This is a genomic window from Microbacterium esteraromaticum (assembly GCF_028747645.1).
GTDB classification, from domain to species: domain Bacteria; phylum Actinomycetota; class Actinomycetes; order Actinomycetales; family Microbacteriaceae; genus Microbacterium; species Microbacterium esteraromaticum_C.
In genome coordinates this window covers 1,661,218-1,674,590 of sequence record NZ_CP118100.1, presented here as the reverse complement: position 1 = coordinate 1,674,590, position 13,373 = coordinate 1,661,218, and the positions used below count along the sequence as shown (strand labels likewise).

The 13,373-nt window shown below is 68.6% G+C and carries 11 protein-coding genes; all 11 read left to right on the top strand.

The annotated features are described in order from the left end of the window. Positions 1 to 26 precede the first annotated feature (26 nt). The 11 genes from alaS to PTQ19_RS07775 all read left to right on the top strand — a co-directional run bounded on the left by alaS (position 27) and on the right by PTQ19_RS07775 (position 13,348). Positions 27 to 2,687, top strand: coding sequence for an alanine--tRNA ligase (gene alaS / locus PTQ19_RS07825; protein ID WP_206820504.1), 2,661 nt, complete (start codon positions 27 to 29; stop codon positions 2,685 to 2,687). Beyond that, positions 2,684 to 3,166, top strand: a complete 483-nt coding sequence (ruvX, locus tag PTQ19_RS07820; RefSeq protein WP_179410790.1) for a Holliday junction resolvase RuvX — start codon at positions 2,684 to 2,686, stop codon at positions 3,164 to 3,166. The genes alaS and ruvX overlap by 4 nt, the downstream gene beginning before the upstream one ends. After that, complete coding sequence (gene mltG, locus PTQ19_RS07815) at positions 3,159 to 4,784, top strand: endolytic transglycosylase MltG (protein ID WP_274366942.1); 1,626 nt, start codon at positions 3,159 to 3,161, stop codon at positions 4,782 to 4,784. Before ruvX ends, mltG begins: the two co-directional genes overlap by 8 nt. Further along, complete coding sequence (locus tag PTQ19_RS07810) at positions 4,784 to 5,635, top strand: shikimate dehydrogenase family protein (RefSeq protein WP_274366941.1); 852 nt, start codon at positions 4,784 to 4,786, stop codon at positions 5,633 to 5,635. The genes mltG and PTQ19_RS07810 overlap by 1 nt, the downstream gene beginning before the upstream one ends. A gap of 4 nt (positions 5,636 to 5,639) precedes the next feature. Beyond that, positions 5,640 to 6,869: a chorismate synthase gene (gene aroC / locus PTQ19_RS07805; protein ID WP_274366940.1), complete on the top strand. Its 1,230-nt coding sequence runs from the start codon at positions 5,640 to 5,642 to the stop codon at positions 6,867 to 6,869. Continuing rightward, the gene (locus tag PTQ19_RS07800; RefSeq protein ID WP_274369056.1) at positions 6,856 to 7,377 is read left to right on the top strand and encodes a shikimate kinase; all 522 of its coding nucleotides are present in this window, start codon (positions 6,856 to 6,858) and stop codon (positions 7,375 to 7,377) included. The genes aroC and PTQ19_RS07800 overlap by 14 nt, the downstream gene beginning before the upstream one ends. Beyond that, on the top strand, positions 7,374 to 8,462 hold the full coding sequence (gene aroB, locus PTQ19_RS07795) for a 3-dehydroquinate synthase (RefSeq protein WP_206549850.1): 1,089 nt from the start codon (positions 7,374 to 7,376) through the stop codon (positions 8,460 to 8,462). The genes PTQ19_RS07800 and aroB overlap by 4 nt, the downstream gene beginning before the upstream one ends. After that, entirely contained in the window at positions 8,459 to 8,902 is a 444-nt protein-coding gene (locus PTQ19_RS07790; RefSeq protein ID WP_274366939.1) for a type II 3-dehydroquinate dehydratase, read from the top strand. The genes aroB and PTQ19_RS07790 overlap by 4 nt, the downstream gene beginning before the upstream one ends. Positions 8,903 to 9,016: 114 nt before the next feature. Continuing rightward, a complete protein-coding gene (efp, locus tag PTQ19_RS07785) occupies positions 9,017 to 9,580 on the top strand; it encodes an elongation factor P (protein ID WP_179410796.1) in 564 nt (187 codons plus the stop codon). A gap of 1 nt (position 9,581) precedes the next feature. Then, complete coding sequence (nusB, locus tag PTQ19_RS07780) at positions 9,582 to 9,992, top strand: transcription antitermination factor NusB (RefSeq protein ID WP_274366938.1); 411 nt, start codon at positions 9,582 to 9,584, stop codon at positions 9,990 to 9,992. Positions 9,993 to 10,036: 44 nt separating this feature from the next. Beyond that, the gene (locus tag PTQ19_RS07775) at positions 10,037 to 13,348 is read left to right on the top strand and encodes a DEAD/DEAH box helicase (protein WP_274366937.1); all 3,312 of its coding nucleotides are present in this window, start codon (positions 10,037 to 10,039) and stop codon (positions 13,346 to 13,348) included. Positions 13,349 to 13,373: the final 25 nt, after the last annotated feature.

Here is a 13,373-nt window from a genome sequence, read left to right as displayed (position 1 = left end):
TGCACGCAAGGACAGCAACCAACGCCATGAAATCTGCGGAGATCGCGCAGCGCTACCTCGACTACTTCGAGAAGAACGACCACGTCATCGTCCCGTCCGCGTCATTGGTCAGCGATGACCCGACGCTGCTGTTCACGGTCGCCGGTATGGTGCCGTTCATCCCCTACCTCACCGGGGTTGTGCCATCGCCGCACCCGCGGATCGCCGACCTGCAGAAGTGCATCCGCACCAATGACATCGAAGAGGTGGGCAAGACGGCCCGCCACGGCACCTTCTTCCAGATGCTGGGCAACTGGTCGTTCGGCGACTACTTCAAAGAGGGCGCGATCCGCTACGCATGGGAGCTGCTGACCTCGTCCGAGTCCGATGGCGGGCTCGGGTTCGATGAGAAGGATCTCTGGGTCACCGTCTATGAGACCGACGACGAGGCAGAGTCCATCTGGCGCGACGTCATCGGACTGAAGCCCGAGCGTATCCAGCGCCTGGGGCGCGCCGACAACTACTGGCACACCGGCCAGCCCGGCCCCGGCGGTCCGGACTCCGAGATCTTCTTCGACCGCGGGCCCGCATACGGCAAGGATGGCGGCCCCGCCGCCGATGACTCTCGGTTCCTGGAGATCTGGAACCTCGTGTTCATGCAGGACTTCATCCAGAACCTGCGCAGCGGCACCGAGTTCGACATCGTCGGAGAGCTGCCCAAGAAGAACATCGACACCGGCATGGGGCTCGAGCGCGTCGCCTTCCTCAAGCAGGGCGTCGAGAACATGTATGAGACCGATCAGGTGCGTCCGGTGCTCGACCGCGCGGTCGAACTGTCGGGTCGCCGCTACGGTGCGGCCCACGAGGATGACGTGCGCTTCCGCGTGATCGCGGATCACGTGCGTTCGTCGCTGATGCTGCTCTCCGACGGCGTACGCCCGTCCAACGAGGGCCGTGGGTACATCCTGCGCAGGCTGATGCGCCGCACCGTGCGCGCGATGCGTCTGCTGGGTGTCGACACTCCGAGCTTCCCCGAGCTGTTCTCGGCGTCGCGGGATGCCATGAAGTCGGCCTACCCGGTACTGGAGACCGAGTGGGCGACGCTGTCGTCCGCCGCGTACGCCGAAGAAGAGACGTTCCGCCGCACCCTGGCGCAGGGCTCGACGATCCTCGATCTCGCACTGACCGACACCAAGAAGGCCGGCGGCTCCACCCTGAGCGGGTCCGAGGCGTTCCTGCTGCACGACACCTACGGCTTCCCGATCGATCTCACGCTCGAGGTCGCTGAAGAGGCCGGCCTGCAGGTCGACCGCGGCGCCTTCGACTCGCTGATGCAGCAGCAGCGCGAGCGCGCCAAGGCCGACGCCCGTGGTCGCAAGAGCCAGCTGGCCGACCTGTCGATCTATCGTGACTTCCGTGCGCTCGGCGAGACCGGCTTCCTCGGCTATACCGATCTGCAGGCGGACTCACGCGTGCTCGGCATCATCGTCGACGGCCAGACCGTCACCAGCGCGTCCGAGGGCGACGTCGCCGAGGTGATCCTCGCCGAGACGACGCTCTACGCCGAGTCCGGCGGCCAGGTCGCTGACAAGGGAACGATCGTCGGCACCGGTTTCGAGCTCGACGTGCTCGATGTGCAGCGGCCGGTGCCCGGCCTGATCAGCCACACCGTGCATGTGGCATCCGGGTCTGTCGCGATCGACGACCGTGCCACCACCGTGGTCGATGGTGCGAACCGTCGTGCCGCGCGTCAGGCGCACTCGGCCACCCACCTGGTGCACGCGGCGCTGCGCGACACGCTCGGCAAGACCGCCACGCAGGCGGGGTCGCTCAACCGTGCCGGTTACATGCGCTTCGACTTCGCGTGGTCGCAACCGCTGTCGACCGACACGCGCAGTGAGATCGAGGAGATCGTGAGCCGCGCCGTCGACGACGCACTCGAGGTCACGACCCGTGTCGTCTCGCTGGATGAGGCCAAGGAAGCCGGCGCAATGGCACTGTTCGGTGAGAAGTACGGTGACGTCGTGCGCATGGTCGACATCGGCGGCCCGTGGTCGCGCGAGCTCTGCGCTGGAACGCACGTGTCGAGCAGCTCCGAGATCGGTCTGGTGAGCCTCGTCGGTGAATCCTCGATCGGTGCGTCCAACCGCCGAATCGAAGCACTGGTCGGCCAGGACGCATTCCGTGAGCTGGCCGCCGAGCGCACCGTCGTGTCGCAGCTGACCGCGGCGCTGAAGTCGCCCCGCGACCAGCTCGCGGCGCGCATCGAGGAGCTGCAGGCGAACCTCAAGGCTGCTGAGAAGCGCATCGCGCAGTTCGAGGCGAAGGAACGCGAGGGGCGTGTGCCGGCTTTGGCCGAGGCCGCGCGGAACGTGGGTGCGTACCGGGTCGCATCCGCGTCGCTGGGTGAGGTCGGCTCGGCCGACGACGTGCGCACGCTCGCGTTGAGCGTGCGCGAGCGCCTGGGGTCGGATGCTGCTGTCGTGGCTTTCGGCGGAGTCGCCGGTGGTCGCCCGATCGTGGTCATCGCGACGAACGAGGCGGCTCGCGCCGCAGGTGCCAAGGCGGGCGCCCTTGTGCGCATCGCGGCCGGAACGCTCGGCGGTGGTGGCGGCGGCAAGGACGACGTTGCGCAGGGCGGTGGCACCGACGCGTCGGCACTGGATGCCGCGCTGGACGCGGTGGTGGCGACCCTGGCGGACGCGTGAGCGGTTTCCGTCGCGGGGTGCGCCTCGGTATCGACGTGGGCAGAGCCCGCGTCGGCGTGTCGCGGTGCGACCCGGACGGAATGCTGGCGGTGCCTGTTGAGACCGTGCCCCGCTCGGAAACATCGGTGGCGAGGATCGCTCAGCTTGCTGACGAGTGGGAGCCGCTCGAGATCGTCGTGGGCCTGCCCGTCAACATGCGGGGCGAGGAGACGCCGTCGACGACGGATGCCCGTGAGTTCGCTGCCCTGTTGCTCACCAGCACCGGTCGACCGGTACGGATGGTCGACGAGCGATTGAGCACGGTCAGCGCGCACACCGCGCTGCGGTCCTCCGGACGTTCGCAGAAGAACTCTCGTAGCATTGTCGATCAGGTCGCCGCGGTCGTACTGCTGCAGCACGCGGTCGACACCGAGAAGAGCACCGGTCGCCCCGCCGGTGTGTTGGTCGAGACCCCCGAGGAGTCATCGCACGATGTCTGACCCGGACGCACGGAACAATGGCGCTCCGAACGATCTGTTCGGCAATCTTCCGACGGCATCGTCGCCGTTGCCGGGGAACTCGGAGCGCGATGCGCCCGCTCCAGGCTCTCGTCGTGCGATCCGCGAGGCTGCTGCTCGGGAAGCGGCGGCGCGTGAAGCCGCTGCCCGAGGCGCCGCTGCTCGGGACGCTGCGGCCCAGGAGGCGACCCGGCGAGGGGTATCCGCTTCGGGGTCGCGCACCGCTCCCGAGCCCGCTCCGTTGCCGGCATCCGAGTCGGCTCCGCAAACACCCGAGGTGCCGCGCCGTCGGTCATCCCACGTCGCGTTGGAGCAGGGCGACGACACCGCCGCGGCGACGCATCCCCTGCCGCTCTGGGAGAGCGATGCCCCGCGTGCCGATGCTGGGAGCCCCGTGCCCGCAGACCCCACCACCGACGCGCCGACATCGACAGCACCGGACGAAGAAGCCGACGCCCCCCACTTGCACGAGCTGTTCGCGCCAGAACAGCACCGCGACGTTCCGAAGAAGCGCCGCGGGCGCGGGTGTCTTATCGGTCTGATCATCATGCTCGTGATCCTCGGCGGTGCCGTCGTCGGTGGCTTCGCCATCTGGGGTCAGTACGGCGAACGGATCAGCGACATGATGGGGTGGGGTGAGCCGAAGGACTACGAGGCGGGTATCGCCACCGGCGAGGCGCTGGTGACGATCAAGCAGGGTGACACCGGCGAGCCGGTTTCGATCGCCCTCTATGAGGCCGGCGTCACCAAGACCCGTAGCGTCTTCTACGACTACCTCATCGACGAGGGCAAGGCGGTGACCTTCTACCCCGGCGTTTACGCGCTGCAGCAGAAGATGACCGCGGCCGCAGCGCTCGAGGCGCTGCAGAACCCCGAGAACCGCATGGAGAACACCGTGCGAGTCGCCGAGGGCGGCACAGTGCGATCGACGCTGCCGCAGATCGTCGACGGCGTCGGCATCCCGCTGGAAGACCTGCAGGCGGCCGTGGCCGACCCCGGTGCGTACGGCGTGGCGGCCGACACGCTCGAGGGCTGGTTGTTCCCGGCGGTCTACACGTTCGATCCCGACGTCACCGCGAAGGGCGTCATCGAGGCGATGGTCGCCCGAACGCAGCAAGCCCTTGACGAGGTCGGAGTCTCAGCTGACGACGCCCAGGAGGTGCTGACGACCGCGTCGATCATCCAGCGCGAAGGTCACACCGCAGACTTCGACAAGGTGTCGCGCGTGATCGCCAACCGTCTCGACCCCGCCAACGACGAGACCCACGGACTGCTGCAGATGGACTCGACGGCGCAGTACGGCTATGGACTGAACCACGACGGCCCGGTCGCATCGTGGCCATGGGAGTCGGTGGTCGGTGACGACAACCCGTGGAACACCTACGTGCACCCGGGACTGCCCGCGTCGCCGATCGCGAACCCCAGCCACGCGGCGATCGAGGCGGCGGCCAATCCGGCCGATGGCCCGTGGTTCTACTTCGTCACCGTGAATCTCGACACGGGTGAGACCGTCTTCTCGGCGACCTACGCCGAGCAGCAGGCGGCCGAGGCCCAGTACCGCAAGTGGTGCGAAGAGAACCCCGACGGCGGATGCTACTGATGAACCCTTCCGAGCCGAAGGTGGACGCCCCTGCACGCACCGAACTCGCCGTCTGGGGTGACCCGATCGGCCACAGCCGTTCGCCGGCGTTGCATTCGACGGCATACGGCTTGCTGGGGCTGGACTGGCACTACGGCCGTCGCCGAGTGGATGAGCAGTCCTTTGGCGATGCGCTGAGCGGGCTCGACGACTCCTGGCGCGGGCTCTCGCTGACCATGCCCCTCAAGGAGGTCGCGCACGCGCGTGCTGATGAGCATGACCGCCATGCGGCGCTGACCGGCGCTGTCAACACACTGCTGCTCGGCCCGACGCTGCGCGGCTTCAACACCGACGTCGGCGGCATCGTCGATGCCTTCGCGCACGCCGGTGTGACACGTATCGATCGCGCACGAATCCTCGGCGCAGGGTCGACGGCGGCATCCGCGCTCGTCGCCCTCCACGATCTCGGTGCGACACGCGTCGATGTGCGCGCCCGCCGCCCCGAAGCGGCCGGACGGCTTCGTGAGATCGCGAGCGCGCTGGGCATCGCGCTCAGCGTCCAGGGCTTCGAGTATGCGGCATCCGACGTGGATGCGACCGTGGCCACCCTGCCCAGCGGAACCGTGCTCGATACGGACGTCGTCACTCCGCTCGCAGCCGTTGGCGGCGCCCTGTTCGAGGCCGCATACGCGCCGTGGCCGTCGGCTCTGGCAGCCCAGTGGCCCGGCACGAACGTCATCTCGGGCTTCGAGATGCTGCTTTACCAGGCGGTGCGGCAGATCCGGATCTTCCGTTACGGGTCGCAGGAGCACCTTCTGCCGGACGAGGACGTCATAGTGGCGGCCATGCGGTCTCGCGCCATGGAAGACTAGAGCAATGCTCCGCGTGCTCACGGCCGGCGAATCCCACGGCCCCGAACTCATCGCCATCATGGAGGGCCTGCCCTCCGGTGTGACCATCACGGCCGAGGCGATCCAGGCCGACCTGCAGCGCCGAAAGCTCGGCTATGGGCGCGGTTCGCGCATGAAGTTCGAGCAGGACGAACTCACGATCTCCAGCGGCGTCGTGCACGGTCGCACGCTCGGCAGCCCCATAGCCCTGCGCATCGGCAACACCGAGTGGCCGAAGTGGACCGAGGTGATGAACCCGGCACCGACCGAGCTCACCGACCGTTCGCGGGGCAGGGGAGCGGCGCTGACGCGCCCGCGCCCCGGGCACGCCGACCTCGTCGGCATGCAGAAGTACGACTTCGACGAGGCACGCCCCATCCTCGAGCGCGCGAGTGCCCGAGAGACCGCGGCACGCGTCGCGCTCGGGGCTCTCGCACGGGCGTTCCTCTCCGAGCTGGGCATCCGCCTGGTCAGCCACACGCTCTCGATCGGCCCCGTCCAGGTGCCAGACGGTGCGGCACTGCCCACCCCCGAAGACGTCGATGCGCTGGACGCCGACCCGCTGCGCTGCTTCGATGCGGCCACCTCGGCGCTCATGGTCGCCGAGGTCGACGCCGCGAAGAAGGACGGCGACACCCTCGGCGGCATCGTTGAGGTGCTCGCCTACGGTCTTCCCCCTGGGGTCGGATCGCACGTGCACTGGGACCGTCGACTGGACGGCCGCCTTGCACAGGCGCTGATGAGCATCCAGGCGATCAAGGGCGTCGAGGTCGGTGACGGTTTCGAGACGACCCGCCGTCGGGGCTCGGCCGCTCACGACGAACTGTTCACTGCCGAGGACGGCATCACCCGGGCGTCCGACCGCGCCGGTGGAACCGAGGGCGGTATGACGACCGGTACAGTGCTGCGCATCCGCGCGGGCATGAAGCCGATCGCGACGGTACCGCGCGCGCTGCGCACCATCGACGTGACCTCGGGTGAGAGCGCCACGGCGCATCACCAGCGCTCCGATGTGTGCGCTGTTCCCGCCGCCGGTGTCGTCGCCGAGGCGATGGTCGCCATCGAGCTGGTGAACTCGTTGCTGGAGAAGTTCGGCGGCGACAGCGTCGGCGAGACGCGTCGCAACATCGAGTCGTACCTCGCGGCGATCCCCGAGGCGCTGCGCACGGCGCCCGCCTCGGAGGCGGCGCTGCTCGCGCATGATGAGCACGCCTGAGCATCCGCTGACGCTCGTCCTGGTCGGCCCGATGGCCGCGGGCAAGACCAGCGTGGGCCGCAAGGTGGCCCGGCTGCTCGACGTGCCGTTCATCGACACCGACAAGCGCGTCGCCGCGGAGCACGGGCCGATTCCGCAGATCTTCGCTGAGCACGGCGAGGCGCACTTCCGCGCCCTGGAACGCGCGGCCGTCTCCCAGGCTGTCGCCGAGGGTGGGGTGATCTCACTCGGCGGGGGAGCGGTGACCGATTCCGACACCCGGGCACTTCTCGCGCGGCACCCGGTCGTCTTCCTCACCGTCACAGAGGACGCCGTCGCGCAACGCCTGGGCGGATCGACCCGCCCGCTCCTGTCCGGCGAAGACGACCCGGTCACCCGCTGGCGGACCATCTTCGAACAGCGCCGCGGCTGGTATGACGAGGTCGCCGACCTGACTATCGACACATCGCGGCGTCCGATGCGGATGATCGCAGAAGAGATCGCAGCCTGGAGGACAGAGCAGCCATGACCACGACCACTATCAGCGTCACCGGCCAGAGCCCGTACGACATCACCGTGGGGCGCGGTATCCTCGACGCGGTTCCCGCCGCACTCGCGCCCACCGTGCGCAAGGTGCTGATCGTGCACCCGCCGACGCTCGCGGTGCGCGCCGCCGAACTGCGCGACCGTGTGCTCGCCGACACTACCAACGGCCCGCGCGAGGTGCTGCTGGCCGAGATCCCCGACGCCGAACAGGGCAAGCGCATCGAGGTGGCGGCGTTCTGCTGGCAGGTCATGGGTCAGGCCGACTTCACCCGCACAGACGCCGTGATCGGCTTCGGCGGCGGCGCTGTCACGGACGTGGCGGGCTTCGTCGCTGCGACGTGGCTGCGCGGCGTGCAGGTCGTGCACGTCCCCACGACGGTGCTCGGCCTGGTCGACGCCTCGGTCGGCGGAAAGACCGGCGTGAACACCGCCGAGGGCAAGAACCTCGTCGGGGCGTTCTGGGCACCCAGCGCTGTGATCGGCGACCTGGACGAACTGAACAGCCTGAGCGCCAATGAGGCGACCGCCGGTTACGCCGAGGTCGTCAAGGCGGGCTTCATCTGGGCTCCCGAGATCCTCGACATCATCGAGGCTGACCCGGCACGCGCGATCGACACGACGACCGACGAGTTCCGTCGCACGATCGAACTGGCCATCGATATGAAGGCGAAGGTGGTCTCCGACGACTTCCGCGAAGCGGGCCTGCGCGAGATCCTCAACTACGGCCACACCCTCGGCCACGCCATCGAGCACTCCGAGCGCTATCAGTGGCGGCACGGCGCCGCGATCTCGATCGGCATGATGTATGCAGCCGAGCTCTCGCGACTGGCAGGGCGCCTATCGGATGCCGGTGCTGATCGGCACCGTGCCGTGCTCGAGTCGTTGGGGCTGCCCACCACGTACCGTGCCGGTGCCTGGCAGCAGCTGCTGGCGACCATGCAACGTGACAAGAAGGCCCGCGGCGGGATGCTGCGGTTCATCCTGCTCGACGACATCGCCAAGCCGACCGTCGTGCAGGCGCCCGATGAGTCACTGATGTTCGCGGCGTATCAAGAGGTCGCCGGATGAGCACCGCGCGCCGGCTGCTGTTGGTGAACGGACCGAACCTCAACCTGCTCGGCACGCGCGAGCCCGACGTGTACGGCACGGCGACGCTCGCCGATGTCGAACACCTGACGGCCCGCGCCGCCGAGAGACTCGGGTACGAGGTGCGCGCCGTGCAGAGCAACCACGAGGGCGTGCTGATCGATGCGATCCACGCCGCCCGTGAGGATTGCGCGGGTATCGTGATCAACCCGGGAGGGCTCACGCACACGTCTGTCGCCCTGCGCGATGCTCTCACCGGCATCGGTCTGCCCTTCGCCGAGGTGCATATCTCGGACGTGTACGCCCGGGAATCCTTCCGCCACTTCTCGTACCTCGATGACGTTGCCACCGTGCGCGTCGTCGGCCGAGGCGTCGACGGGTACGCCGAAGCGGTGCGCGAGCTCGTCGCCGCACTGCCGTAGTGCGCCGTCGCCTCTGAAACGTCGGTCGCGGGCATCCGTTAGAATCGATGCTCGGCCACTTTCTGCGCGCAACCGCGCCGGCCACCTGACTTCTACACGAACGGACCCGCACGCATGGCATCCACTGCAGACATCAAGAACGGCGTCGTCATCAAGATCGACGGACAGCTCTGGAGCGTCGTGGAGTTCCAGCACGTCAAGCCCGGCAAGGGCGGCGCCTTCGTCCGCACCAAGCTGAAGAACGTCGTGACGGGCAAGTCGGTCGACAAGACCTACAACGCCGGCACGAAGATCGACATCGAGAACGTCGACCGTCGTGACTTCACCTACCTGTACACCGACGGCGACGGCTTCGTGTTCATGGACGTCGAGGACTACGACCAGCTCACCGTCTCGGCCGCGATCGTCGGCGACGCCAAGAACTACATGCTCGAGAACCAGCAGGTGCAGATCGCCCTGCACGATGGCAACCCGCTCTACATCGAGCTGCCCGCCTCGGTCGTGCTCGAGGTCACCTACACCGAGCCCGGTCTGCAGGGCGACCGCTCGTCGGCCGGCACCAAGCCCGCGACCCTCGAGACCGGCTACGAGATCCAGGTTCCGCTGTTCCTCGAGACCGGCACCAAGGTCAAGGTCGACACCCGCTCGGGCGACTACCTCGGCCGAGTCAACGACTGAGTTGAGCGCCCGCACCAAGGCGCGCAAGCGCGCCCTCGACATCCTTTTCTCCTCCGACGTTCGTGGCGAGGAGGTCTCGGTAGTGCTCGCCGCCGCCGCCAAGCGCGCGGCAAACGAGCCCGCGCGCGAGGCCTCGTGGTTGTACGCCCGCGATATTGTCGACGGCATCATCGACAACCGCGACGAAATCGACGAGCACATCACGACGCACAGTCGCGATTGGAAGCTCGAGCGGATGCCCGCCGTCGACCGCGCCCTGCTGCGCATCGGCACGTGGGAGATCGTCTACAACGACGAGGTCCCCACCGCCGTCGCGATCGATGAGGCCGTCGAACTTGCGAAGGAGCTCTCGACCGAGGACTCCGGCGCGTTCGTGCACGGCGTCCTCGCCCGAATCGCGCGCTCGATCTGACGCGGTGGCCCGGCGATGTCGGTGGGCGGCGTCAGGATGCTGTCATGACGTCACCCCGGCTTGAGGAGCGCGCGTTGCGCGCCCTTGCCGGTGAGGCCGGCTATCGGCGGGGCCTCGACTACGCCCGGCGCGGGCAGGTCTCCCAGACCACCTGGGACCCGGCCACGCAGACGCTCACCGCCCACGTGCGCGGCAGCGAACGGTCACCGTACCGCTGCCAGGTGCGCTTCGACGCCCGGCGCGTCATGACCACGGGATGCTCGTGCCCGGTGCGGGTGGCGTGCAAGCACGTGGTGGCGGCGATCCTCGTCGGTGCAACCACTGAGCAGCAGTCGCACGGCACCGGTCCCGCGCCTGCGACGGCGCCTGCGGTGAGCCCGCCACCCCGAGCGTCCTGGGAGCAGTTCGGCGCATTCGCGCAGGCGTCACCGCCGGCCTGGCGTGCGCTGCTGAATCCGTCGGCTTCGACGCAGACCGAGCCGCTCGCGTTGGGCATCGAGTTGCGCACGCGAGCCGGGCACGCCCATGACCGCTGGGGCGCGGCCGCCCTGCAGACGGCGACCCCGCGCGGGCTCAGTCGAGAACCGGGCGAGGTCATGCTGGTCGTGCGTCCGCTGATGCGCAGCCGTTCCACCGGCAACTGGATCCAGGGTGACGCGTCGTGGGAGTCCGTGCGTCGGGCAGCCAGCGGCTTCGTGCCGGAGCAGGCGCGTTGGTTCGCGGACTTTCTCAGCCTCGCCCGCGACTCCCTTCTCTCGGGCACCGCCGGTGATTGGATCGCCCTCGACCGAGTGCAGGCGCCGCTTTTGTGGCAGCACCTCGACGCACTGGACCGTCTCGGCATCCCGATCGTCGCCACGCAGAAGCACACCACCGTCCGGCGCGCGCAGTCCGCGTCTGCGGGGCTGCGGATCGATGCGCGGGAAGACGACGGACTGTCGGTCGCCGCCGACGTGACCTTCGAGGGGGAGCAGGTGCCGGCCGCGTCACTCCGCCCGATCGGCGCGATCGGCCTCTATCGCTGGGAAGTGACCGGGGCGGCGGTCGAGGTGACACTCGCCCAGGTGACTCTGCCACCTGCGGTGCTCGCGGCGCTCACGACCGGCGGAGAGATCCCGGTTCCGGGTCGCGACCGTGCGGCGTTCCTCGCAGAGGTGTACCCGTCGCTGGCGCGACAGGCGTCGGTGCGGGCATCCGATCGTGTGAGCCTGCCGGCGCCGGTCGTCCCCGAAGCAGTGCTGCGCGTGCGCTTCCGCAGTGGGCACCGGATCGACTACCGCTTCGAGTGGGAGTACGCCGGGCACGGCACCGTGCCGTTCGCCCCGGTGCGGGGCGGGTTTCGGGACGCGGATGCTGAAGCCGACCTGACCCGCGAGATCAAGGCCATCTGGACCCGCGGTACGCCGGACGAGTTCGATGCCGCCGGGGAGTTCGAGCAGGTTGCGGCTGCGGAATGGGCGGCACAGGTGCTGCCGCTGTTCGAGGACAGCGCGGTGAAGGTCGTCGTGACCGGCCGGCGAACGGCGTACCGCGAGCTGGCAGGCACCCCCGAGATCGCCATCACGACCGTCGAATCCACCGACCCCGACTGGTTCGACATGGGCATCATCGTGACGATCGACGGCACGGCGATCCCGTTCGCGCCGCTGTTCACCGCACTCAGCATGCGTCGCACCAAGCTGCTGCTCGTCGACGGGTCCTACTTCTCGCTCGCCCACCCCGCGCTGCAGCGACTGCGCGATCTGATCGATGAGGCAGCAGAGCTCGCCGAATGGGAGACCGGACCCCGGATCAGCCGCTATCAGACCGCGCTCTGGGAGGACTTCGAAGACCTCGCGGATGAGGCCGAACCCGCCGTCAGCTGGCGCGAGACCGCCGCGGGGCTGCGTGGCGTGGACAGCGTGCCGACGACCCCACCTCCGCACGGCCTGACCGCTCAGCTGCGGCCGTACCAGCAGCAGGGGTTCGAGTGGCTGGCCTTCCTGTGGCGGCACCGGCTCGGTGGGATTCTCGCCGACGACATGGGGCTCGGAAAGACCCTGCAGCTGCTCTCTCTCGTGCTCCACGCGACGGAGCAGGGGGAGAACCGGCCGTTCCTCGTCGTGGCGCCGACCTCGGTGTTGGGAACATGGCGCAGCGAGGCGGCGCGGTTCGCGCCCGGGCTGCGCGTGCGGGTGGTCGAGGGCACGGCGTCGAGGCGCGGCCAGGGCATCGCCGACATCGCCGAGCAGTCCGACATCGTCGTCACCTCGTACGCACTGCTGCGTCTGGACGCCGACGAGTACGCACGAACGCGCTGGGCGGGTGTGATCGTCGACGAGGCGCAGTTCGCCAAGAACCCTGCCACCAAGGTGCACCGGGCACTCGCAACCCTCGACGCCGACGTCACGATCGCCGTCACCGGCACGCCGCTGGAGAATAGTCTGATCGACCTGTGGGCGCTGTTCTCGCTCACCGCGCCCGGGCTCTTCCCTTCGAAGCGTCGCTTCCGCGAGGAGTACGTGCAGCCGATCGAGCAGGGCAAGGTGCCCGAGAACGAAGAGGGCTCGTCGTACCGGCAGAAGCGCCTGGAACGCCTGCGCCATCGCATCCGTCCCCTCATGCTGCGCCGCACCAAGGACCTGGTCGCCGCAGACCTGCCCGAGAAGCAGGTGCAAGAGGTGCTCGTCGACCTGGCTCCCGCGCACCGAGCCGTCTACGACACCGTGCTGCAGCGTGAGCGTCAGAAGGTGCTCGGCCTGCTGCAGGACCTCGACCGCAACCGGTTCATCGTGTTCCGCTCGCTGACGATGCTGCGCATGCTCGCACTGTCTCCTGCCCTGATCGAGCCGGATGCACAGTCCGTGGCATCCGCGAAGCTCGACGTGCTCCTCGAGCACGTCACCGAACTGCGCGCCGAGGGCCACCGCGCCCTTGTGTTCAGCCAGTTCACCTCTTTCCTCGAACTGGCCGCCGAGCGCCTGCGCGCCGCCGGCGTCCCGTACGCCTATCTCGACGGTTCGACCCGAGACCGCGAAGCCGCGGTCGACGGCTTCCGAGATGGTGACGCGCCCGTATTCCTGATCAGCCTGAAAGCCGGTGGCTTCGGGCTCACCCTCACCGAGGCCGACTATGTCTTCCTGCTGGATCCGTGGTGGAACCCCGCCGCCGAAGCACAGGCGATCGACCGCACGCACCGCATCGGGCAGACCCGGCGCGTGTTCGTGTACCGGTTGATCGCGGCCGGGACGATCGAAGAGAAGGTACTGGCCCTGCAGCAGCGCAAGGCGCGGCTGTTCACCGCGGTCATGGACGACGAGGCGCTGTTCTCGCAGGCGCTGACGGCCGACGACATCCGCGGACTACTCGAGCCCTGAGGTGAGCGCCGCAGGCGTTTCCCAC